A 23116-nucleotide genomic window follows, 5' to 3' on the forward strand; every position below is an offset into this window, starting at 1 on the left:
TACCCTTCTACTCTTGTCAACGCCCCGACGTCAGCTTTCGCGCGCCATCGGCGCCGAGTTCAGCGTCAGGCGCACCGCATCGCCCCACACCAGGCGCGACAGTTCGATGGCGCGGCCATTCTGATCGAAGGTGATCGATTCCATTTCGATCCCGTGCGAGCCGAGCGGCCGTTGAAGCAAGACCGCCTGATCATTCGACAACTGGATCATCCCAACCCGATTGCGCGAGCGCGACGGCGTCAGGCTGAACGCTTCGGACAGTGTGCTCCACACAGAATTGTTGAGCAGTGCGTGTGGATCGAAGCCCGGCATCAGTTCCGCGGGCAGCCAACTGGTGTTGATCACCAGCGGCCGGATATCAGCCGAGACAAGACGCACCAGCCGAAAGCCCTGCGCCCCCTCCGGCTGATCCAGTCCGGAGGCCACGGAAGCAGGCAAGCTACAGGTTTCGCGGGATAGGAACGAAATCACGCTGCGCTCGCCCTGCGCCTGTATCTGCTGCCAGATCGGTTGCATCAGCGTCAGGTCGATCTCCAGCGGCGCGGGCTGCGCCTTCACGATGGTGCCGCGCCCATGCACCCGCTCGATGAACCCCGCCGCTTCCAGCCGCCGCAGCGCGTTGCGCAGAGTCACGCGGCTGACGCCATACGCCTCGGCCAGTTCGATCTCGCGCGGCAGACGCGTTCCCTCGGGGGCCATCGCCGCCTGAATCGAACGCCGCAAATCATCCTCGACCTGCAGGTAAGCCGGGATCGGCGAGTCGGGGTTCACCGGCTGAAACTCAAGCTTGGGATCGGGTCGGCTTGGCATGGGGGCTCCTTCTGCTGCGGCCACAGTATTGCGTCTGCAGCAAAATGAAAATATGAGGTATTACGTTTAATACCTATTGGAGCTCACATGCGTCCCCTTCTGATCGACTGCGATCCCGGCATCGACGATTCCGTCGCCATCGCCTATGCGCTGCGCTCGGGCGCCTTCGACCTGAAGGCCATCACCACCGTCTCGGGCAACCTGACCGCCGATGTGTGCGCACGCAATGCCCGCCAGTTGCTCGACCTGATCGATGCGCCCGGCATTCCCGTGGCGCAGGGTCCGCTGAAACCGCTTACCCGCCCCTACCCGCGCGATCCATTCTCGCATGGCTCCGACGGGCTGGCCGAGATGGCGCTGCCCGCCAGCACCCGCCCGCTCGACCCACGCTTTGCCGCCGACATGATCATCGAGATGGCAAACGCCTATCCCGGCCAGTTGGAGATCGCCGCATTGGGGCCGATGACCAACATCGCGCTGGCGCTGATCAAGGACCCGGACCTGCCGAAGAAGGTCAAAAGCCTCACCGCGATCTACGGTGCCTTCGGTCTGCATGCCTCGGGCACCCAGCGCGCCACCGGCGACAACCCGGCGAGCGAGTGGAACGTCTATGTCGACCCCGAAGCGGCGCGTCTCGTGCTGGAAGCGGGCTTCACCTTCACAGCGTGCGGCCTCGACGTTACCACACGGCGCGAGTTGCATCTGACCGAAGCGCACCGTGCGAAGCTCGAGGCGTCACCGCGCCCCGAGGCCCGGCTGCTGCGCGAGGTCACCGATTTCGTGGAACGTCGCGGCCATGGCACATACTGCGGACTTATCGACTCGGTGGCCATCGCCACGGCGCTGCATCCCGAATGGACCCGCATCGCCCCGCTGCGCGTGCTGATCGAGTGCCAGAGCCCGATCACCCTCGGCCAGACCATCGTCGAGCGGCGCGAGAACTTCAGCTGGGAGGGCCTGTCGGCGCTGGACGTGGTGGAAGATTTTGACTTCACCGCCTTCATGGACGAGATCGTCGACGCCTTCTGCTGAGCGATCGCGCCGCCTCCCTCGGCTCATCCAGCACAATCCGCGATGGCCTTTGCGCCCCGCCTGAGGATAAATCAGACGGGAGCGCAGATTGGGAGGCCCGCGATCGACACCCCGGCACGATTACTGAGCAAGGTCCGTTTTCGGCAGGTCCGCTGCTTCATCGAGGTTGCCCAGAATGGCAGCTTCATGGCCGCAGCCGATGTGATGGGCCTGACGCAACCGGCGGTCTCGCGCTCGATCCGCGAGCTTGAGGCGACGCTGGATGCCACGCTCTTCGACCGCTCGCAGCGCGGCGCGGTCCTGACCGCGCATGGGCGCAAACTGTTCGACGCCGCCGAAGCGGCGATGGCGCTGCTGACCGAAGGGCTGCAGGCGACACAGGACATGGGCGGCGCGCGCGAATTGCTGCGAATCGGCGCTTTGCCCAACGTCTGCGGCCTCACCCTGCCCGCAATCATCGAAGATTTTCAGCAGATCTACCCACGCACCACGGTCCGGGTGGTCTCGGGCTCCAACGCCGATCTGCTGGCGCGGCTGCGGCAGGGGGCGCTTGATCTGGTGATCGGGCGGCTGTCGGATTCCACCGCGATGCATGGGCTGAGCTTTCAGCACCTTTACGACGAGTCCATCGTGTTTGCCGTTGGCACCGAGCATCCGCTGGCGCAGAGCGACGCGCGCATCGACCTCAGATCATTGCTCGAACAGCCGATGCTGGCCCCGATCCCCGGCACCATCATCCGGCAGGAGCTAGAGCGGTTCTTGTTCAAAAGCGGGGTCGTCGCGCCGGATTTCGAGATCGAGTCGATCGACGCGGGCTTTATCAACAAGACCATTCGCGCCGCGCGTCATGTGGTAGTGACGGTCGAGGCGCTGGTCGCCGATGCGCGTGCCGCGGGCGAAGTCGTCTTGCTGCCGATCCGCGACGAGGCGCTCAAGGGCCCGGTCGGGCTGACGACCTTGCCGGGCGTGCAGGAGGGGGCCGCGATGCGACTGCTACAAAGCATGTTCCGCGAGCGCCTGTCACGCGCCCCACTTCATACCAATATTGATATGAAAGAGGCCAAGAAGGAATAGGTCATTCCCGCGCGCATGATATAGTGTCAGCCCCCAGAGGAGAGAATTCCGAACCGGAGGAGAACGGATGTTCAAGACCCTGAAACTCATGACGGCCGCGGTCGCGCTGGCCGCTGCCAGCCTACCCGCCAGCGCCGAGACGCTGGGCATCGAGGGCGGCGGCAGCGCCTCTCTCACCGGCATCGTGCCGCAGACATGGGCGCAGTTTACCAGCGACGCGGGCTATGACCTGCAGGTCTCTCTGGGTCAGGCGCTGACACGCTCGGCGATGAAGGTCGGCGCCGGGCAGCTCGATCTGGCGGTGGTGCCGCCGCCCGCCTATGGCGCGATGACCCGCGGGGCCGGCCCCTACGCCAAGGCGGGCGATCAGGCCAAGGCCTTTGCCAGCAACATGCGCATGCTGTTCACCTTCCCGGGCGGCTCGTTCCATCCCATCGTCTGGGCCGACAGCGGCATCGAAAGCTGGGAAGACATCAAGGGCAAGCGCGTCTACGTCGGCCCGCCCGCTGGCGCTGCGGCCAATCAGGCCCGCGGCATGGTGCGCGAGGCCAGCGGCGGTTTCGAGGATGGCACCGACTACGAGGGCATCCGCCTGCCGTGGGAGGCCTCCAGTCAAGCCTTTCAGGACGGCCAGTTCGACATGTACATCATGTCCGCCGCCGTCGGTCAGCAGTCGGTGCAGGAACTCAGCCTGCAGCGCGACATCCGCATTCTCGGCGTTCCCGAAGAGGTCATCGCCAGCGACGGCTGGGCCGATTTTCTGACCGAACAGGCCGTGCGCACCGACGTGGCCCCCGCCGGCACCTATCAGGGGCAGGTCAACGGCGACACCGATCAGAAGTTCTTTGTCACCGTGATGATGATGGGTGCCAACAAGGACCTTTCAGACGACGCGGCCTATGCGCTGACCAAATCGTTCTTCGAGAACCTTGATGCGATGAAGTCGGCCAACGCACTGCTGGCACGGATCAACACCGACGATCCCTTTGCGGGCGCCAACATGCCGGTCCACCCCGGCGCCGCGCGCTACTACGAAGAACAGGGCATCGCGATCCCGGACGCTCTGAAAGCGGAGTGATCCGCGCCCCGGTACACCGCCGGAGCAGATGAACCGCGCCCGGCCCGCCTGATGGGCCGGGGCACCGCCGCCCCGCGGCGAAGGGCCCGACCCGGGCCGGGAGGAGATCTCATGACAGTTTCGATTTCTCGCAGGGTGAAGGCCTTGCATTGGGCAGGTCTTGCCGTTGGACTTGTCATCGCCCTTGCCGGGCTCGCCAACGTGCTGCCCACCTATGGCGTGTTGCCGCGCGTCGGTCCGTTCGAGCTCGACTGGTTCCGGCCGCTGTTTTACTGGCTGTGCTTTCTGAGCTTCCTGATCTGGGACGCGCTGCGCCTGACCCGCGACGGCAAGCTCAGCATATTCCACCTGATTGGCTACGCCCTCGCGCTGGGGCTGATGAGCTGGGTGTCATGGGACTACTATCAGGTCTCTATGATCCTGAAGGACAGCTTCATGTTCTTCACCGCCCGCGAGGCATGGCTGGCCACGATCCCCGCCGTGCTGTCGATCATCGCCTGCTGGCGGCTCTGGGGCGCGCCCATCGCCATTCTTGGCGCCGTGGTCTTCGCCTATCTCGCCACCGGCCCCTACTGGCCGGGCGTCTTCCAGACCATCGTCGGCGACATGAACGAGTTCATCGCCCAGAACATCTGGTACGACGCCAGCCAGGGCATCTTGGGCAACATCATGGGCATCGTGCTGTCGACCGTGCTGCCCTTCATCATCCTCGGCGCGGTGCTTGAAGGCTGCGGCGCGGGCGGCTCGATGATCCGTATCTCCTTTCATCTGATGCGCCGGTTCCGCGGCGGGCCGGCCTATGCGGCGATCTCTGCCTCGGCGCTTTTCGGCACCGTCTCGGGCAGCGCCGTGGCCAACGTGGTCGGCACTGGCGTCGTCACCATCCCGATGATCCGCCGCCGCGGCTTCTCCGGCAACTTCGCCGGCGCTGTCGAGGCTGCCGCCTCCACCGGTGGTCAGATCCTCCCCCCCATCATGGGCGCCGCCGCGCTGGTCATGGCCGACATCGTCGGCGTCAGCTATCTGGCGGTGATCCTCGCCGTGCTGATCCCCGCCATCGCCTATTACGTCAGCCTGTTCCTCGCGGTCTTCTTCGAGGCCGAGAAGCTCGGCATCACCGCGCGCGAGGAAGACGAGGCGATTGAGCCGCCCGCCGGGCAGGACTGGATCAACCTCGCGCTGGTCTTTGGCCCGATCGCGCTGATCGTCTGGCTGCTGGTCTCGGGCCTGTCGCCCGCAGGGGCCTCCATCGCGGCGATCTTCCTGCTGTTCCCGATGAGCTTCATCAACCCCGACATCCGCCGCGCGCCATGGAAGCTGATCGAGGCGCTGGCCGAAGGCGGCAAGACCGTGGCGCAACTGGCCATCGCCATCGCCATGGTGGGCATCGTTGTCTCGACGCTGAACGCAACCGGCATCCCGACAAAATTCGCCGTGCTGCTGGCCAATGCCGCGAGCAGTTCGCTGATGGCCGCCCTGCTGATCGCCGCCGCCGGCTGCATCGTGCTGGGCATGGGGATGCCGACGCTGCCCGCCTATATCGCCATCGTCGCCGTCATGGGCCCCACGCTCACCGGCTTTGGCGTCGAGTTGCTGACCGCGCATATGTTCGTCTTCTTCTTCGGCGTCGCCTCGGTGATCACCCCGCCGGTGGCCATCGCGGCCTATGCTGCGGCGTCGATCTCCAAGGGCAAGCCCATCGGCACGGCGGTCGAGGCAACGCGGATCGGCGCGATGATCTTCCTCGTGCCCTTCGCCTTTGTCTACAACCCGGCGCTGCTGCTGGGCTCCGAGGCGGCGACGGCAGCCCCGCTCGGCTTTGTGCTGTTCTCGCTGCTGACGCTGGCGGCCTCGCTCTACCTCGCCGCCAGCGCCCTCATCGGCTTCGACAAGCAGCGCCTGCCGGGCTGGGAGCGCCTGCTGCGCCTCCTCTGCGCCGCCACCCTCCTATCGCCCTATGTGCTTGCCGGCGCCGCCGCGCTCGCTCTGGGCCTTGCGCTCGCCGTTTGGCGCCGCACTGCGAAACTTCAACCCGCCGAGGTCCTCTGATGTCTGACCGTCCCAGCTTCATCCTGTTCATCACCGACCAGCACCGCGCCGATTTCCTTGGCTGCTATGGCCACCCGATCGTGCGTACACCCAACATCGACGCCATGGCCGCGCGCGGCACTGCTTTTGACCGGTTCTACGTCGCCAGCCCGGTCTGCATGCCCAACCGTGCCAGCCTGATGACCGGCCGCATGCCCTCGGGCCACGGCGTGCGCTTCAACGGCATCCCGCTGTCGCAGCGCAATGTGACCTTTGTCGAGCTGCTGCGCGACGCGGGCTATGACACGGCGCTGATCGGCAAGAGCCACCTGCAGACCTTCACCGGCATCGCCCCGGTGCTGACCCCGCCCGAGGCGCGGCCCGGCTACTACAAGGCCAACGGCGAGCTGAGCGAGGCGGTCCGCAACGACTTCGCAACGCCGGTTTACCACGTCGAAGAGCCGGATTTCTGGTCGGGCGAGATGCCTGCGGTTCCCGTGCCCTTCTACGGCTTCAACCATGTGGAACTGGTCACCGGACACGGCGATCACGTCGGCGGCGACTACACCCGCTGGGCGCTGCAGCGCGATCCGGACCTAGGCTCCAAGATGGGGGCCAAGAACCAGCTGCCGCATGACTACAGCTGTCCGCAGGCGGTGCGCACCGCGGTCCCGGCGGAGCTTTATTCCACCTCCTACATCGCCGAGCGCGCCAGCGCGTGGCTGGAGGCGCGCAAGGACAGCGACACGCCGTTCTTCCTGATGGTCAGCTGGCCCGACCCGCATCACCCGTTCAACCCGCCCGGCGCGTACTGGGACATGTACAAACCCGAAGACATGCCGGTGCCCACCGCCTTCACGGCGAACGACTGGACCCCGCCGCCGCATGTGGCCGGTGTTCTGGGGGCGCGCGAGGAGGGCCATGCCAACCTGCAGGGGATGAACGCCATCGGCTGCTCGGCCCGCGAGGCGCAGGAAGCGCAGGCGCTGACCTGCGGCATGGTCACGATGATCGACGACGCGGTCGGCCGTGTGCAGGGCGCGCTCGCCGCCTCCGGGCGCAAGGACGAAACGGTCACCATCTTCACCTCGGACCACGGCGATCACCTCGGCGATCACCGGCTGCTGTTCAAGGGGTCCGAGCAATACGAGCAGATCACCCGCGTGCCCTTCGTCTGGGCCGACCCGCAGGGCGCGCATGGCACCCGCAGCGACCGGCTTGGCCAGACGCTGGACATCGGCGCCACCATCCTCGAACGGGCGAAGATCGAACAGGCTTGGGGCATGCAGGGGCGCGATCTGATGTCCGAGGCCACCGCGCCCGAGGGCGTGCTCATCCAATATGCGCATCAGGCTCAGATGGACGGGCTGGGCGTCTGTCCCAACGTGCACTCGCTGCGCGACACCCGCTACCGGATCTCGGTGTTCCAGGGGCTGGGCTGGGGCGAGCTTTACGACCTCGAGGCCGATCCCGACGAGCTGCGCAACCTCTGGGACGCGCCCGAGGCGGCGACGGTCAAGGCGCACCTGCTCGAGCAACTGATGCAGGCCGAACTGGCGCATACCGAAACCGCCCCGGCGCCTGTCGCCCGCGCCTGATCCGATGGCCCGCGAGAGCACATCCCCGCGCGCCCTTCGGGCGCGCGTCTCCGCATTGGTCCCAGATTGGATCGGGCTGACCAGCCGTCACACCCTGCGCGCCGATCTGATGGCTGGCCTCACCGGCGCGACGCTGGTGCTGCCGCAGGGCGTGGCCTTCGCCGCCATCGCCGGGCTGCCGGCTGAGTACGGCTTTTACACCGCGATGGTCGCGACCCTCGTGGCGGCCCTGCTCGGGTCCAGCTGGCACGCCGTGTCTGGGCCCACCACGGCGCTGTCGATCATGCTCTTTGCCACGCTCTCGGGGCGCTATGTGCCGGGCTCGCCCGAGTATATCACCGCCGCGGTCACCCTGTGCCTGATGGTCGGCCTCATCCAGTTGGCCTTTGCCGTGGCGCGGCTTGGCGCGCTGGTGGATTTCGTCTCTCATTCGGTGATGACCGGCTTCGTCACCGGCGCGGCGATCCTCATCGCGCTGAGCCAAGTGCGGCATGTGCTGGGCGTGCCCCTGCCCTCGACCAGTGACCTCGGCGCCTTTCTCTCGGCGATCCCCGAGGGCGCTCTGGCGGCGGACTGGCACGCACTGGCGATCTCCGGCACGGCCTTCGGCGTCGGGCTGGCGATCAAGCTGTGGCGCCCGCTCTGGCCCAATTACCTTGCCGCGCTTGTGCTCGCCACCGGCCTCAGCCTCGCGCTCGGCGGCGCCGAAGCGGGCATCGCCACCATCGGCCCGCTGGGAGAGATCGTGCCCAGCCTCGCCATGCCGGAGCTTTCGCTGGGCGACCTGCGCGAGTTCGGCGGCGGCGCCATGGCCATCGCCATCGTCGGCCTGCTGGAAGCGCTCTCGGTGTCGCGCGCCTTGGCGATGCGCTCGGGGCAGATGATCGACGGCAACCGCGAATTTCTGGCCCAAGGCCTGTCGAACGTCATCGGCAGCCTGTTCCGTTGCTATCCCAGTTCGGCCTCCTTCACCCGCTCGGGCATCAACTATGACGCGGGGGCCCGCACCCCGCTTTCGGCAATCTTTTCCTCGGCCTTCCTCTTCGTGATCCTGCTGATGGTGGCCCCCGCCTTTGCCGTGGTGCCGATCCCCGCCATTGCCGGGGTGATCATGCTGGTGGCATGGCGGCTGATCGATTTTCACGAGATCCGGCATCTGGTCACGTCTTCTTCGACAGAGACGATCATCGCCGGGGTCACCTTCGCCACCGTGCTGCTGGTCAACCTCGAGACGGCGATCTATGTCGGCGTGCTGCTGTCGCTGGGCTTCTTCCTGCGCGGCGCGGCACGCCCCTTCCTCGGACAGGGGGCGCCGGATCCGTCGACGCCGGGCCGGGTGTTCAAGCACGCCGCGCCGAACGGGCTGGAGGAATGTCCGCAGTTGATGGTCTGCCGTCTCGACGGGCCGCTGTTCTTCGGCTCGGTGGAATATCTGCGGCGCGAGTTCCGGCGGCTCGAACGTGAGCGCCCGCTGCAGCGCACCATGCTGTTCATCGTCAAGGGCGGCGGCGACATCGATCTTGCCGGGGCCGACCTGATCCTAGATGAAGCACGGCGGCGCGAGCGCATGGGCGGGGCGCTGCACCTGCAAGTGAAAACGCCGCGCACGCTGACCAAACTGGCGCGCTTCAAGGTGGTGCGCGAACTGACCCGCGAGCGGCTGCACCTGTCGAAAGGCGATGCCATCGCGTTGATCGTGCCAAAGCTCGATCCCGACATCTGTGCCACCTGTACCAAGCGCATCTTCCACGAGTGTGCCGCGCAGCCGGGGCCGCCGCCGCAGCCCGATACGCGCACGTGACCGGCGATCCGGCGCGACCCGCTTGTCGGCCCTGCCCCACTTGTCCGCCCTGACCCACGCGCTATGCTTTGACCGCGCAATAAAGATCAACGGGAGAGAGCCATGACCATGCTCAAGACCGCCGCCGCACTATTGGCGCTGCTGGCGCCAAGCGCACTTTCGGCGGCCTACGGCGATACCGGCGGGCCAGAGCGCGCCCCGGTCGCCCCTGCGGCCACGGCTCCGGCAGAGCCCGCTGGCCGGACGCTTGCCATGAGCATCGGCAAACCGACGCGACTGACCAGCGGCGAGCAGCAGGCGCTCAGGACGCTGGTTCCGGGCCTTGATCCGGCATCGATCCCGCCCGCGAGGGTCGGCAAGCTGCGCGCCATTCTCTATAACAGCAAGGCCAATGACGCCGAGAAGCGCAGCCGTATCGAGAGCCTGCTCAGATGAGCGGGCTACCCGAAACGCGGCACCAGCAGAGCGAGAGACCGTTGCCGCGCGGGTAAATTTGGGTGTTCGGCAAAGACCAATGCCGCGCGGTTGGGGGCGGCTGAGGCGACACCAGGCGCGCCGATGCAACCCGGCATTCGAGCGCCGCGCGTTCAGAATATGCCGATGCGATGCGCCAGCCGCTTCCAGTCGCGCATGCGCTGATCCATGTCCGAGCCCAGAGCGGTGGCCGTGGCGTGCACCAGCAGGCTCGAAGCCGCGTTGAGCCCGAGGATCGACTCGAGAAACAGCCCGGTTTTAGAAGGCGTGTTGATCACCGCGTCGGTCACCTCATGCGCCCAGTGGCAATACTCGTCGGTGATCACCACCACCGAGCGCCCCTGCTCGCGCGCCATCCGCGCCAGCGTCTCGCATTCGGCGGCATAGGGGATGACGTCGATGATCAACAGGCAACTGCCGCCCTCCGCGGGCGGGTCGAGCCATTCCGACAGCATGCCGTCATGGCCCGACAGGAACCGCACCCGCGGCCGCGCCAACGCCAGCCGACGCGCCGTATCCTCAGCCAGCCCGCGCACGGTCTGGAAGCCGGTCACATAGACATCGGTCGCCTCGCGCAGATAGCGCTCTGCCGCTTGGAACGCCGGCGTGTTGATCTTTGCGTAGACCGTGCTGACCGCGCGCAGCTCGGCGTTCATCTGGTCCTGCCAATCCTGCGGCAGATCGCTGCTGTCGGTCGCAAGGCTCTCGCCGGTCACCGAATAGCGGTGGCGCAGCATCGCCTTGAACTCTTTCATCCCGGCACAGCCAAAGCGGCGCAGCATCCGGCCCACGGTGATCTCGGCCACGCCCGCCTTCTGGGCGATCGACTTTCCGGTCTCGAAGGAAATCGAGTTGAGATTGAGCAAGAAGTACTGCGCGACTTTCGCCTCCTGCTTGGGCAAGGACGGCAGCCCTTCCTCGACTTTGCTTACAAATTCATCAACCGGCGCTTCGGCGTAGGAGGCGAACCCGTGCGACATGGCGATTTCCCCGACGATAGAAAACTAACATTTGACCGAAATGACAGTATCGCACCATTTTGGCGACTCAAGGCAAAACCGAAAAACCGCCTGACAGGGAGACACCGAAACCATGAAAAAGACGCATCTTGCCGCAACCACGGCGCTTGTCCTGGCACCGCTGGCGGCCTCCGCCGAGACGCTGTCGCTCTACAACTGGGGCGATTACATCAACCCCGCCGTGCTCGAGGCCTTCACCGAAGAAACCGGTATCGAGGTCACGCTCGACAGCTATGGCTCTAACGAGGAAATGCTAGCAAAGATTCAGGCTGGCGCCACGGGCTACGACATCGTTTTCCCGTCGGTCCACATGCACGACATCATGTTCCAGCTTGGCCTGCTGGCGAAAACCGACATCGGCGAGGCACCGGGGTTTGAAAACATCGACCCGCAGTTCGTGCGCGCCCAGACCGACCCCGACGCCGAGTACTGCCTGCCCTACGCCTGGGGCAACGTCGGCATCGTCTACAACAAGGAACTGGCCGGCGACATCCAGAGCTGGGACGACTTCTTCGCGCTTGGCGCCGACGGTAAGAAGATCACCCTGCTGGACGACCTGCGCGAGACCATCGGCATCGGCCTGATCGTCAACGGCAACTCGGTGAACTCGACCGATCCGGCCGAGGTCGAGGCGGCGGCGGACTACGTTATCGACCACATCTCCGGCGTTACCGCCTTCACCTACGACTCGGTGCCGCAGGTGATCTCGGGCGATGTGGCGGCGGCGCATTGGTACGTGGGCGCCAACCTCTATGTGTCGGAAAACCCCGACACCGTCGGCTACATCATCCCCGAGGAAGGCGCGACCATGTACCAAGAGGACATGTGCGTTCTGGAGTCGGCGCCCAACAAGGACGCCGCGAAGAAATTCCTTGAGTTCTACCTGCGCCCCGAGATCGCCGCGCTGAACGTCGAGCAGCAGATGAACGGCACGCCCAATGTGCCCGCGCAGGATCTGATCCCCGAGGAGATCGCGGCGAACGCGACGATCTACCCGTCGCAGGACGTCATGGAAAAACTACAGATCTTCGAAGACCTTGGCCGCGATCTGCAGCTCTACAACTCTGAATGGACGCGCATCAAGACCGCGCAATGATGCCCTTTGACACCCATCCGGCGGGGATCTTCCCCGCCGGTACGCAGGACCGCTCCGCAATGCCATCCCCGCTTGAAATCCTCGACGCCCGCAAGTCCTTCCGGACGCCGGAGGGCGGCACCATGACCGCGCTCGACGGCATCTCGCTGAAGCTCGCCAGCGCCGAGTTCGTCACCCTGCTCGGCCCCTCGGGCTGCGGCAAGACCACGCTGCTGCGCACCATCAGCGGCTTCGAGACGCTGGACGCGGGCGAGGTGCTGATCGACGGCAGCGCCGTCACCCAGATGCCGGCGCACCGCCGCCCGGTGAACACCGTGTTCCAGCGCTACGCCCTGTTTGGCCATATGAGTGTGGCGCGCAACGTCGGCTACGCGCTGGAGATCGCCGGACGCGACAAGCGCGAGATCCGCAATCGCGTCGGCGAGATGCTGGAACTGGTGGGGCTTGCGGGGATGGAGAACCGCTCGATCCAGCAGCTTTCCGGCGGCCAGCAACAGCGCGTGGCGCTGGCCCGCGCGCTTGCCGCCAAGCCGAAACTGCTGCTGCTCGACGAGCCGCTCTCGGCGCTCGACAAGAACCTGCGCCAGAAGATGCAGCAGGAACTGAAGGCGCTGCAGCGCGAACTGGGCATAGGCTTCGTCTTCGTCACCCACGATCAGGAGGAGGCGCTGACCATGTCCGACCGCATCGCCGTGCTGGCACATGGGCAGATCCAGCAGATCGGCGCGCCGACCGAGCTGTACCAGACGCCTGCCAATCTCTTCACCGCCGACTTCCTTGGCGAGAGCAACCTGCTGCCCGTGAAGATCGAGGGCGGCAGAGCCTGCCTGAACGACGGTCAGAGCTTTGCCGCGACCCATGCCAAAGGCGAGGCGACGCTGCTGCTTCGGCCCGAGACGCTGTCGGTGAGGGCGCCCGACGATCATGCCCTGAGTTTCACCGGCACCATCCGCGAGACTTACTACACCGGCACCGACCACCAGATCGCGCTGGAAACCACCGGCCATGGCACCTTGCACGCACTGCTGCGCAGCGGCAGCGCCCTGCCCGGCGTTGGCGAGACGCTGACGCTGCACGCGCCGGCGCAGGGGCTGCATCTGATCGACGAGGTCACCGCATGAGCCTCGCCCGCCGTAAGCTGCTGCAATTGGTGGGCCTGCTGGGGGCGCCGACGGTGTTCCTGCTGGTGTTCTTCTTCGGCCCGCTGCTGATCATGCTGGTCTACAGCTTCCTGACACCCGGCCTTTACGGCGGTGTCGACTGGATCTTCTCGCACCTCAACTACGGGCGCATCCTCGGCTGGGCCGACACCCGGTATGAGAAGTTCGATCCGGTCTACATCGCGATCTTCCTGCGCTCGCTGAAACTGGCGGCGCTGACGGTGCTGGCCAGCCTGCTGGTCTGCTACCCCGCCGCCTTCTGGATCAGCCGGATGCGGCCCGGCCTGCGCGACTTCGCGATCTTTCTGGTCACCCTGCCGTTCTTCGTCAGCCTGATCGTGCGGCTTTTCGCTTGGGTGCTGATCCAGCGGCCCACAGGCTTTCTCAATCAAGGTCTGATGGGGCTGGGGCTGACCGGCGCGCCGATGGAATTCCTCTACACCGATTTCGCGGTGATCCTCGGGATGACCTACGTCTTCATCCCCTTCATGTTCCTGCCGCTCTACGGCTCGATCGAAAAGCTCGATATGGCGCAGATCGAGGCCTCCTCGGATCTCGGCGCCACACGCGTTCAGACCTTCCGCAAGGTGATCCTGCCCGCCACCCTGCCCGGCATCGTCGGCGGCTCGATTATCACCTTCATTCCGGCCTTGGGCAACTTCATCGTGCCCTCGGTGCTGGGCGGCGCCAAGGTGCTGATGATCGGCAATCTGATCGAGCAGCAGTTCCTCTCGGCGCGCAACTGGCCCTTCGGCTCGGCGCTGGCGATGCTGGTGATGACCGCCGTGCTGCTTCTGCTGATCGCGCAGTTCCGGCTGGCGAAGAAGGAGGCGCAGTCATGATCCTGCGCCGCCTGCTCACCCTCTACGGGCTGCTCTTTTTCGTTTTCGTCTACGCGCCGATCCTGCTGGTGGTGATCTACTCGTTCAACGCCAACACGCTAAACATGATGATCTGGGACGGCTTCACGCTGGACTGGTACCGGCAGCTCTTCGGCATGGAGACCTCGCTGACGCAAAGCGCCACCTTCGTCGACAGCACAGACCAGCTCTGGGGCGCGGTGCGCACCAGCCTGATCGTCGCGCTTTCGACCTCGGTGTTCTCCACGATCTGCGGCACCGCACTGGCGCTGGCGGTGGCGCGCTACCGCTTCCGGCTGGCGCGGTTCTACCGGACGCTGTTGATGGTGCCGATGATCATGCCCGACATCGTGCTTGGCATCGCGCTGCTGATCTTCTTCATCACCATCGGCATGAACCTGTCGATGATGACCATCATTATCGGCCAGTCGACCTTCCTTATCTCCTATGTGTTCGTCACGGTGTCTGCCCGGCTGGCCGAGTTCGACACCAGCGTCGAAGAGGCCTCCGCCGACCTTGGCGCCACCCCGACGCAGACCTTCCGCAAGGTGACCCTGCCGGGCATCGCACCCGGTATCCTCGGCGGCTGGCTGCTGGCGTTCATCATCTCGATGGACGATCTGGTGATCACCTATTTCATCGCCGGCACCGGCAATACCACGCTGCCCATTCACATCTGGGGGCTGCTCCGCCGCGGCATCAAGCCCGAGATCAACGCCATCGCCACGCTGATGTTGCTGTTCACTTTGGTGATCGCCGCCGCCGGCCTCTACTTCAGATCGAGACGACAGAAATGACTTCGAAGACCAAACCCCGCGCCCGCGCGCTGGGAATTCCCCTGCCCGGCACCCCCGGACCGCTCAACGCCATCACCGATGTACCGGGGATCGAGGTGGGCACCACCGAGCTGCTTTCGTCGCAGGACCCGGCGCTCGCCACCCGCGGCATTCAGGTGCAGACCGGGGTCACCGCGATCCTGCCGCGTGGCCGCGACCCCGAGCCGAAACCGGTCTGGGCCGGGCAGTTCAGCCTCAACGGCAACGGCGAGATGACCGGCGCGCATTGGGTGCGCGACGGCGGCTGGCTGGCCGGGCCGATCATGATCTCCAACTCGCACGCCATCGGCCCCTGCCACACCGCGGCGGTGCGCTGGATGGTCGAGACCTATGGCGCCACATGGGAAGACAACCACCTCTGGGCGATGCCGGTGGTGGCCGAGACCTACGACGGCGTGCTCAACGACATCAACGGGCTGCATGTGACCGAGGCGCTGGCACGGCAGGCGCTCGACGCCGCCAAGCCCGGCCCTGTGACCGAGGGCAACTCGGGCGGCGGCGCGGGGATGATCTGCTACGAGTTCAAGGGCGGCACCGGCACCGCCTCGCGGCGGATCGAGGTCGAAGGCCAGAGCTTCACCATGGGCGCGCTGGTGCAGGCCAACCACGGGTTGCGGCCATGGCTGACCGTGGCAGGCCGCCGGGTTGGCGAGACGATGACCGAGCACCGTATCATGGACATGATGACCGAGCGTGGCTCGATCATCGTCATCCTCGCCACCGACCTGCCGCTGTCTTCGAGCCAACTCGAGCGCCTGTCGCGCCGCGCCGCCATTGGCATCGGCCGCGCCGGCTCGCCGGGGGGCAACAACTCGGGCGACATCTTCCTCGCCTTCTCCACCGCCAACGAGATGCCGCTGCCGCAGCTTTCGGGACCGTGGCGGCAGATGACTTGCCTGAACGACGAGCTGCTCGACCCGGTCTATATGGCCGCCGTCGAGGCGGTGGACGAGGCCGTGCTCAACGCGCTCTGCGCCGCCGAGGACGTGCCGATGGCGCGACCCGCCGTCGGCACCTGCCGGGCTATGGACACCGATCAGCTCATGGCGCTGCTGCAGGGCTGACACGCAGGCGGCGGGTGGTGTTTTTGGCGCCTCCCGCCGCTTGCCGAAGCGCATCCGGCGTAGGATACTGCGGCCCGCAGCCCAAGATGAGCCTCATGCCGCCATCCACCCCAAATCCCGCTCCGCCCGCCGGCCAGCCGTTCGTCCGCGCCACCGCGCTGGCCCCGGTATTGCGCCATTTCGAGGCCCGGCCCGAGGCGCTGGCGCAGATCGTCGAGGCCGAGGGCCTGACCCTGCCTGCGCTGCGCGACCCCTACGAGGAAATCCCTCTTGCCTCCTATCTGACCATCTTCGAGGCCGCCGCCCGCGCTGCGAAGGACCCGGTGCTGGGCGCCCGGCTGGGCCGCGCCATCACCCCCGCCGATCTTGGCCCGACCGGCTTGTTGCTGGCGCAATCGGCAACCATCCGGCGCGGGCTCGACCGGTTCAAAGGCGCGCTGGCCGCGCTGCAGAGCGCCACCGAGATGAGCCTGACAGGCGCCACGGGCAATGCCGGGTGGCACAGTCTCAGCTACCAGATCCGCACCACCCCCCGCACCCCCGGCGCGCAGGACGCCGAGTTTTCGCTCGCATGCCTGTGCCAGTTGCTGCGCCTGTCCTTCGACCGGCATTGGGCGCCCGAGGAGGTGCATTTCACCCATGCCCCCTCGCGCCGCCCCGACCTTCTGGAACGGCTCTTCGGAGCCCCGGTCAGATTTGAGCAGAGCGCCAATCGCATGCTGTTCGACGGCGTCGGGCTCGACACGCCGCATCGCACCGAGGACGCCGGGCTGATCGCGGTGATCGAGCGGCACGTGGCCGATCTGGTGCACGCGCAGAACCCGGAGCGCAGCGTGCGTGAGCGGGTGCAACTGGTGATCAGCCGCAACCTCGGCCAAGCACCGGTCGATCTGGCGACCGTTTCGGCGGCGCTCGGCGTCGCGCCGCGCAGCCTGCAGCGCCACCTCGCCGCTGAAGGCAGCTCGCTGCGCGATCTGGTGCGCGCGCAGCGCCAGAAGATCGCTGCGCAACAGCTCTCGCACCCCGAAACGCGGCTGAAGGCCGTGGCCGCCACGCTGGGTTATTCCGATGAGACCGTGTTCTGGCGGGCCTATCGGGAGTGGACCGGAGAGGCCCCCTCGCGCCGTCGCGGCTAGGCGACTCACCTGCGCCAGCGTTCTTCGGCTGCTGCGCGCACAATCACCCACCCTACCAAACCGCGTAGCAAAGATGCAGCGTGAAAACGCCTTTTCCCCGCGCTCAAGCCGCAGACGCCGCGCTGCGGCAGGAAAGCGAGGGTGGCGGCACGAATGGCGCATTTTATCGAATTTTTGGCGTGTATCGCAATAGATGCACCGCACGCCCCTCTTCAGCCTTTTGGCAACCAAAGCCCCCGAGAGGACGAGATGAGCGACACGATCACCGAAACCCCGCCCGCCGAGACCACCGCAGCGCAGACCGTCAAGCACCCGCTGGACCCGATCACCGCGACAGAGATCACCACGCTGAAGGCCGTTCTGGAGGCCGCCGGCTTTGCCGGGGAGAGCACCCGCTACTCCTATGTGATGCTGCGCGAGCCCACCCGCGAGACGCTGGCCAGCTTCACCCCGGGCGGCGCCATCCCGCGCGAGATCGGCGTGCTGGTCACCGACCTCGCCGCCGGGGCGCTGACCGAGATCATCGTCGACATTCCCGCCAAGTCGATCATTCACCAGCGCAACCTTGATCCCAAGGTCGACGGCTGGGGCCCGGTGCTCGACGAGGATTACGTCGCCGCCGAAGAAATCGCCAAGGCCGACCCGCGCTTCGTCGAGGCGCTGGCCAAGCGCGGCATCACCGACCTTGATACCGTCTTCTGCTGCCCTCTCTCGGCTGGCGTGTTCGGCTTCGAGGGTGAAGAAGGCCGCCGCATGCTGCGCGTGCTCAGCTTTCAGGCACCCAGCGCCGACGCCATCCACGCGCTTTGGGCCCATCCGATCGAGGGCGTGGTGTGCCACGTCGACCTGACCGAGCGGAAAGTGCTGCGCTTCGTCGACACCGGCTTTCCCACCGTGCCCGCGCAGAACGACGACTATCTCGATCCCGCGATCGAGACGCGCGAGACGATGAAGCCGCTCAACATCACCCAGCCGCAGGGCGGGTCCTTCACCATGGAGGACAACGTGCTGAGCTGGGAGAATTGGTCCATCCGCGTCGGCTTCAACGGGCGCGAGGGGCTCACCCTGCACGATATCCGCTTCAAGGACGGCGCGCGTGACCGCTCGATCCTCAACCGCGCCTCGGTGTCGGAGATGGTGGTGCCCTACGGCGAGCCGCAGCCGACGCACGAGTGGCAGAACTACTTCGACGCGGGCGAATACCAGTTCGGGCGTCTGGCGAACTCTCTGGTGCTGGGCTGCGACTGTCTGGGCGAGATCCACTACGTCGATGCCACCGTGGTCGACGACTTCTGCAACCCGATGGAGATCAAGAACGCGGTCTGTATCCACGAGGAAGACTTCGGCACGCTCTGGAAGCACACCGACATCTTCACCGGCCGCTCGGACGTGCGCCGCCAGCGTCGCCTTGTGGTGTCCTTCTTCGTCACCGTCGGCAACTACGACTACGGCTTCTACTGGTACTTCTACCTCGACGGGAAGATCGAACTGGAGTGCAAGGCGACCGGCATCGTCTTCACCTCGGGCCGGCCTGAGGGCGAGTATGAATGGGCCACCGAGCTTGCACCGCAACTCGGCGCGCCGCAGCACCAGCACATGTTCTCGGCAAGGCTCGATTTTGCCATCGACGGGCTGAAGAACCGGGTCGACGAAATCGACGTGAAGCGCGTCCCGATGGGCAAGGGCAACCCCGTGGGCAACGCCTTTACCCGGCAAATCACCCGGCTGGAGACCGAAAGCGCGGCGCAGCGCGTCGCCCGCAACGAACTGGGCCGTGTCTGGCGCATCTCCTCGGCCGAGGCGACCAATTACCTCGGCGAGCCGACCGCCTACGTGCTGGCCCCCGAGGGGCTGCCGCTGCTGCTGGCGGATGACGACGCCTCGATCACCCAGCGTGCGGGCTTTGCCACCAAGTCGCTCTGGGTCACGCAGTTCGACCGCGACGAGATGTGGGCGGCGGGCTACACGCCGAACCAGCATCCGGGCGGCGCGGGGCTTCCGGCCTATGCTGCAGCGAACCGCTCGGTCGATGGCGAGGACATCGTGGTGTGGCACACCTTCGGCCTGACCCACTTCCCGCGCACCGAGGACTGGCCGGTGATGCCGGTGGACTACGCGGGCTTCAAGTTGCGCCCCGAGAACTTCTTCGACCGCAACCCGACGCTGGACGTGCCCAAGGACCCCAACGGCGCGCATTGCTGCCGATCGAACAAGGTGGCGGCGGAGTAGGCCGTGCCAGAGGTCTCGGCATGGCACCTTTCGCTGCTGACGCTCGCGGCGCTCGGCACCTTGGCCTGCATGGCCGGGGCGAGCCGGGCGCAGCGCGGGGCGGCGCTGGCCTCGCTGCTGGCCATGGCGCTCGCCATGACCGGAGGTACGCCGGGACTGGTTCTGGGAGCGGGGGCCCTGCTGGCTCTGGTCCCGCTGGCCGCACGCGACGCGGCCCCTGCGCTCTGCGCGCACCGCGCCGCGTCGAACCTCGTGATGGCGCTCGTGCTGGGCGCACTCTTTGTCCTGAACGGCAGCGCGCTCTGCGCCAGCGGGGCCATTCCGCTGCTTTCGGCGCAGGGGCTCGCCCGCCTGCCGATGCCGGGACCGGACCTCTACCTGCAGGGCGCGGCACTTGCGCTGGCCGTCTACGCTGCTTTCGGCCTGCTGCTGAGCCTGCGCGCCGTCCTGACCCGCGACCTCGCCCGGCTGGGCGAGATCGCCCCGATGACTCTGGCCACCGCCGGCATGGGCGTGGGCCTCGCCTGAAGACCACCCAAAAAAGAAAACCAAGAAAACAAACCAACAGGAGACAGACATGACACGCATTGCCCCTCTCGCCCTCACCGGCGTGCTTGCGGCCCTGCCGCTGGCGGCGCAGGCCGAGTACCCCGAAAAGCCGGTGGAATTCGTCATTCCCTTCCCGCCGGGCGACCTCGAGGACATCCTCACCCGGATGATCGCCGACGAATTCCAAAGCGAATACGGCGTTGCCGCCGCGGTGGTGAACAAGCCCGGCGGCGGCGGTGGCCCGTTCCCCGGCGCGGTCGAGGTGGCCAGCGCCCCGGCGGACGGCTACACCATCGGCTCTTTCGTCTCGGACGTGCCGCTCTCGGGCCCCGAGATCGGCATCCCGCAGCTTTCGCCGAACCCCTTCGAGCCGATCGGCATTTTCGTGACCTACCCGTTCGTCATCGCCGCCGCCGGAGATGCGCCCTATGCCACGCTGGACGAGCTGGCCACCTACGCGCAGGACAATGATGTCGCGCTCGGCCACTTCGGCGCCATGCTGACGCCGACGCAGATCACCTTTGCCGTGGCGCAGGCCAAAGGCTTCGATTTCGCCTATGAAAGCGCCTTCGACGCGCTCGACTGCAATACGCTCGCCTCGGGCGACGTGGACGTGATGAACACCACGCTGCAGCAGGTCTTCCCCTGCCTTGACGACATCAAGGTGCTCGCCTCGATCGGGTCGGAGCGCATCCCGCTGACCCCCGACACGCCCACGGTCGGCGAGGTGGTGCCCGAACTGAACCTCGCGCTGTGGAACGGGCTGTTCGTGAAATCGGACGTGCCGCAGGAGGCGCGCGACAAGATCGCCGCGGTGGCCGAAAAGGTCATGGCTTCGGACGCCGCCAAGAAGCTCGCCGCCGACACCGGCGCGCTGATCTACTGGCAGGACGCGGCGGAGTCTGAGGCGCAGCTCGAGGCGGACATGGCGGCACGCGCGAAGATCGCCGAGCTTCTCGATGAGTGACCCCGTCGCCAAACCGGTTCCGGGCGTGGACATCCCTCCACGCCCGGGCCAGCGCACCGGCACGCGCTTTCAGCGCGTGCTGCGCACCATCAGCCTGCGGCAAGTCACCGGCGCGCCGCGCCGCGCTGCCGGCCCCGGCGAAGTGATCTTCGCGGCGGGCTTCTTCGGCCTGTCGCTGCTTCTGCTTCTGCTGCTGCCGTTCCAGACCGACTGGCTGCCGCGCACCCAGCTTTTCGTGCAGCCGCGCTTCTGGCCTGCGGTGGCGATCGTGACGATGCTGGTCTTCTCTGGCGGCCACCTGCTGCGCGCCCTCGCCGCGCATCCCTCGGGCGGCGCCTGGAACGAGATCAAGGGCTGGCTGCGCCCCCTGGAATTCGCCCTGTGGTTCCTTGCTTACGTGCAGCTTGTGCCGTGGTCCGGCTACCTGCTTGCGACCATCGCCTTCACCTGCGCCCTCAGCTGGCGACTGGGCTATCGCTCGCTGCGCTGGATGGGGCTGGCAACGCTCTTCGCGCTCGCCACCGTGCTGGTGTTCCGCAGCCTGCTGGGGGTGAACATCCCGTCGGGCGCGATCTACGAGCTTCTGCCCGCCAGCGGCTTCCGCTCTGTCCTGATGACCCGTTTCTGAGGCCCCGCCATGGACATGCTTCTTTCCGGCATCGGTATGCTGATGCATCTCGACGTGCTGCTGGCCTTGCTGATCGGCTCGGTCGGCGGTGTCATCATCGGCGCCATACCCGGCGTCGGCCCGGCCGTGGCCATCGCCATCCTGCTGCCCGCCACCTTTGCCCTGCCGCCGCTGGTCGGACTGGTGATGCTGCTCGGCATCTATGGCTCGTCGATGTTCGGTGGCGCGCTGCCGGCGATCCTGATCAACACGCCCGGCACGGCGGTCAACGCGCTGACCACCTACGACGGCCACCCGATGACCAGGCGAGGCGAGGCGCTGAAGGCGTTGGGTCTGGCCTATGGCGCGTCATTCGGCAGCGGCATCCTGTCGATCCTCGCGCTGATCCTGCTCTCGCCGGTGCTGGCCAAGGTGGCGCCGATGTTCGGCTCGAAGGAAATCTTCCTCGCCGCGCTGCTTGGCCTCGTGCTGGTGGTGATCGCGCACCGCGGCCAAGCGCTGGCGGCGGGCATGCTGGCGGGTTTCGGCGTCTTCCTCGGCACCGTTGGGCTGGAGCCGCTGAAATACACCCAGCGCTTCACCTTCGATCAGCCTTGGCTGGCCTCGGGCTTCGACCTGATCGTGGTGGTGCTGGGGCTGTTTGCGCTGAGCCAAGCCTTTCTGTTGTTGTCAGGGCCCGAGCAGGCGCCCGACGCCACGCCGATCCGCGGCTCCATGGCGCGCGCCATGACCCGAAGTTTCCGGCACAAGCGGCTGGTCGGCGCTGGCACCGGCTTTGGCGTGCTGATGGGCATGATCCCCGGCGTCGGCGAGTTCACCGCGCAGTTCCTCAGCTACACCTACGCGCAGAAGACCTCCAAGACCCCCGACGCCTTCGGCAACGGCAGCGAAGAGGGGCTGGTGGCCTCGGAGGCGGCCAACAACGCCGTGCCCGCCGCCGCGATGATCCCGCTCTTGGCGCTCGGCATTCCCGGCGAGGCGCTCACCGCAATGATGCTGTCGGTGTTCTACGTGCACAACGTCATCCCCGGCCCGCAGCTGTTTCAGGGGCAGATCGATTTCGTCTACGCGCTCTATGCGGCGATGATCCTGCTGAATGTCATCGTGGTGCTGTTCATGATGGTCTCGTCGAACCTGCTGCTGAAGATCATCCGCATCCCGACGCGCTTTCTGGGGGTGATGATCCTGACCCTGAGCTTCGTCGGGGTCTACAGCCTGCGCAACTCGATCACCGATTGCATCATCGCCGCCATCTTTGGCTGGATCGGCCTGATCCTCAAGCGGCAGGACCTGCCGCCGGTGCCGATCATCCTCGGGCTGGTGCTGGGCGGGATCATGGAGACGAAGTTCCGCCCTGCCATGGCCCGGGTCGAGGTCTTTGCCGATTTCTTCCAACGCCCGATCGCGGCCTTCCTCGGAGTGGCGATCCTCGCGCTGGTGGTGGGGCATTTCGCGTCACTGCGCCGGCAGGCACTGGAACGCGCAGAAGCCGCAGAGACCTGACCCATTTGCGGCGCGCGGGCCTTGTCCTGCGCGCCGCACAAAGCGGAGCGATTTCCCGTCCCATGCGAGACCTTACCCTGCGACAAGAAAACATCCGATCACAGACGGTTGAGGGATGACTCTCTTAAAACGTGTGCTAGGGTTCCCTCACTATTTAGGTTCCAAGCAATTGAC

General features: G+C 66.3%; 20 protein-coding genes. 18 read left to right on the top strand and 2 right to left on the bottom strand.

What is annotated here, in order from left to right:
- Positions 1 to 30: 30 nt before the first annotated feature.
- A complete protein-coding gene (locus ACXAJT_RS13100; RefSeq protein WP_475235928.1) occupies positions 31 to 810 on the bottom strand; it encodes a GntR family transcriptional regulator in 780 nt (259 codons plus the stop codon).
- A gap of 87 nt (positions 811 to 897) precedes the next feature.
- On the opposite strand from ACXAJT_RS13100, the gene ACXAJT_RS13105 reads away from it, so the two are divergent.
- The 7 genes from ACXAJT_RS13105 to ACXAJT_RS13135 all read left to right on the top strand — a co-directional run bounded on the left by ACXAJT_RS13105 (position 898) and on the right by ACXAJT_RS13135 (position 9856).
- Positions 898 to 1842 carry a nucleoside hydrolase gene (locus tag ACXAJT_RS13105; RefSeq protein ID WP_475235931.1) on the top strand — a complete coding sequence of 315 codons (945 nt, stop codon included), beginning with the start codon at positions 898 to 900 and terminating at the stop codon, positions 1840 to 1842.
- Between the two features lie 42 nt (positions 1843 to 1884).
- Positions 1885 to 2916: a LysR substrate-binding domain-containing protein gene (locus tag ACXAJT_RS13110; protein ID WP_475235934.1), complete on the top strand. Its 1032-nt coding sequence runs from the start codon at positions 1885 to 1887 to the stop codon at positions 2914 to 2916.
- 67 nt (positions 2917 to 2983) lie between these two features.
- Complete coding sequence (locus ACXAJT_RS13115) at positions 2984 to 3994, top strand: TAXI family TRAP transporter solute-binding subunit (RefSeq protein WP_475235937.1); 1011 nt, start codon at positions 2984 to 2986, stop codon at positions 3992 to 3994.
- A gap of 111 nt (positions 3995 to 4105) precedes the next feature.
- Entirely contained in the window at positions 4106 to 6043 is a 1938-nt protein-coding gene (locus tag ACXAJT_RS13120; protein WP_475235939.1) for a TRAP transporter permease, read from the top strand.
- Complete coding sequence (locus ACXAJT_RS13125; RefSeq protein ID WP_475235941.1) at positions 6043 to 7620, top strand: sulfatase family protein; 1578 nt, start codon at positions 6043 to 6045, stop codon at positions 7618 to 7620. The genes ACXAJT_RS13120 and ACXAJT_RS13125 overlap by 1 nt, the downstream gene beginning before the upstream one ends.
- A 55-nt stretch (positions 7621 to 7675) precedes the next feature.
- Positions 7676 to 9421 (top strand): SulP family inorganic anion transporter, encoded by a 1746-nt coding sequence (locus tag ACXAJT_RS13130; RefSeq protein ID WP_475235943.1) that lies wholly within the window; start codon positions 7676 to 7678, stop codon positions 9419 to 9421.
- A 102-nt stretch (positions 9422 to 9523) separates the two neighbouring features.
- Positions 9524 to 9856, top strand: coding sequence for a hypothetical protein (locus ACXAJT_RS13135; RefSeq protein ID WP_475235944.1), 333 nt, complete (start codon positions 9524 to 9526; stop codon positions 9854 to 9856).
- A gap of 152 nt (positions 9857 to 10008) precedes the next feature.
- Here ACXAJT_RS13135 and ACXAJT_RS13140 read toward each other — a convergent pair whose 3' ends face one another.
- The gene (locus ACXAJT_RS13140) at positions 10009 to 10875 is read right to left on the bottom strand and encodes a MurR/RpiR family transcriptional regulator (protein WP_475235945.1); all 867 of its coding nucleotides are present in this window, start codon (positions 10873 to 10875) and stop codon (positions 10009 to 10011) included.
- A gap of 112 nt (positions 10876 to 10987) precedes the next feature.
- Here ACXAJT_RS13140 and ACXAJT_RS13145 point away from each other — a divergent pair, with 112 nt between their 5' ends.
- From ACXAJT_RS13145 to ACXAJT_RS13195, 11 genes are all read left to right on the top strand, one after another.
- Positions 10988 to 12010, top strand: a complete 1023-nt coding sequence (locus ACXAJT_RS13145; RefSeq protein WP_475235946.1) for an ABC transporter substrate-binding protein — start codon at positions 10988 to 10990, stop codon at positions 12008 to 12010.
- 59 nt (positions 12011 to 12069) lie between these two features.
- Entirely contained in the window at positions 12070 to 13131 is a 1062-nt protein-coding gene (locus ACXAJT_RS13150; protein ID WP_475235947.1) for an ABC transporter ATP-binding protein, read from the top strand.
- Positions 13128 to 14012 carry an ABC transporter permease gene (locus ACXAJT_RS13155; protein WP_475235948.1) on the top strand — a complete coding sequence of 295 codons (885 nt, stop codon included), beginning with the start codon at positions 13128 to 13130 and terminating at the stop codon, positions 14010 to 14012. The genes ACXAJT_RS13150 and ACXAJT_RS13155 overlap by 4 nt, the downstream gene beginning before the upstream one ends.
- A complete protein-coding gene (locus tag ACXAJT_RS13160) occupies positions 14009 to 14827 on the top strand; it encodes an ABC transporter permease (protein WP_475235951.1) in 819 nt (272 codons plus the stop codon). The genes ACXAJT_RS13155 and ACXAJT_RS13160 overlap by 4 nt, the downstream gene beginning before the upstream one ends.
- Entirely contained in the window at positions 14824 to 15930 is a 1107-nt protein-coding gene (locus tag ACXAJT_RS13165; RefSeq protein ID WP_475235952.1) for a DmpA family aminopeptidase, read from the top strand. The genes ACXAJT_RS13160 and ACXAJT_RS13165 overlap by 4 nt, the downstream gene beginning before the upstream one ends.
- A gap of 95 nt (positions 15931 to 16025) precedes the next feature.
- Positions 16026 to 17066, top strand: a complete 1041-nt coding sequence (locus tag ACXAJT_RS13170) for an AraC family transcriptional regulator (protein WP_475235953.1) — start codon at positions 16026 to 16028, stop codon at positions 17064 to 17066.
- Positions 17067 to 17315: 249 nt separating this feature from the next.
- Positions 17316 to 19295: a primary-amine oxidase gene (locus ACXAJT_RS13175; protein WP_475235954.1), complete on the top strand. Its 1980-nt coding sequence runs from the start codon at positions 17316 to 17318 to the stop codon at positions 19293 to 19295.
- Between the two features lie 3 nt (positions 19296 to 19298).
- On the top strand, positions 19299 to 19823 hold the full coding sequence (locus ACXAJT_RS13180; protein ID WP_475235956.1) for a hypothetical protein: 525 nt from the start codon (positions 19299 to 19301) through the stop codon (positions 19821 to 19823).
- A 49-nt stretch (positions 19824 to 19872) separates the two neighbouring features.
- Entirely contained in the window at positions 19873 to 20811 is a 939-nt protein-coding gene (locus ACXAJT_RS13185) for a tripartite tricarboxylate transporter substrate binding protein (RefSeq protein ID WP_475235957.1), read from the top strand.
- Positions 20804 to 21439, top strand: coding sequence for a tripartite tricarboxylate transporter TctB family protein (locus ACXAJT_RS13190; RefSeq protein WP_475235959.1), 636 nt, complete (start codon positions 20804 to 20806; stop codon positions 21437 to 21439). Before ACXAJT_RS13185 ends, ACXAJT_RS13190 begins: the two co-directional genes overlap by 8 nt.
- Positions 21440 to 21448: 9 nt before the next feature.
- The gene (locus tag ACXAJT_RS13195) at positions 21449 to 22942 is read left to right on the top strand and encodes a tripartite tricarboxylate transporter permease (RefSeq protein ID WP_475235961.1); all 1494 of its coding nucleotides are present in this window, start codon (positions 21449 to 21451) and stop codon (positions 22940 to 22942) included.
- The last annotated feature ends 174 nt before the right edge of the window (positions 22943 to 23116 follow it).

Source organism: Salipiger sp. ABF4_146 (assembly GCF_056161345.1).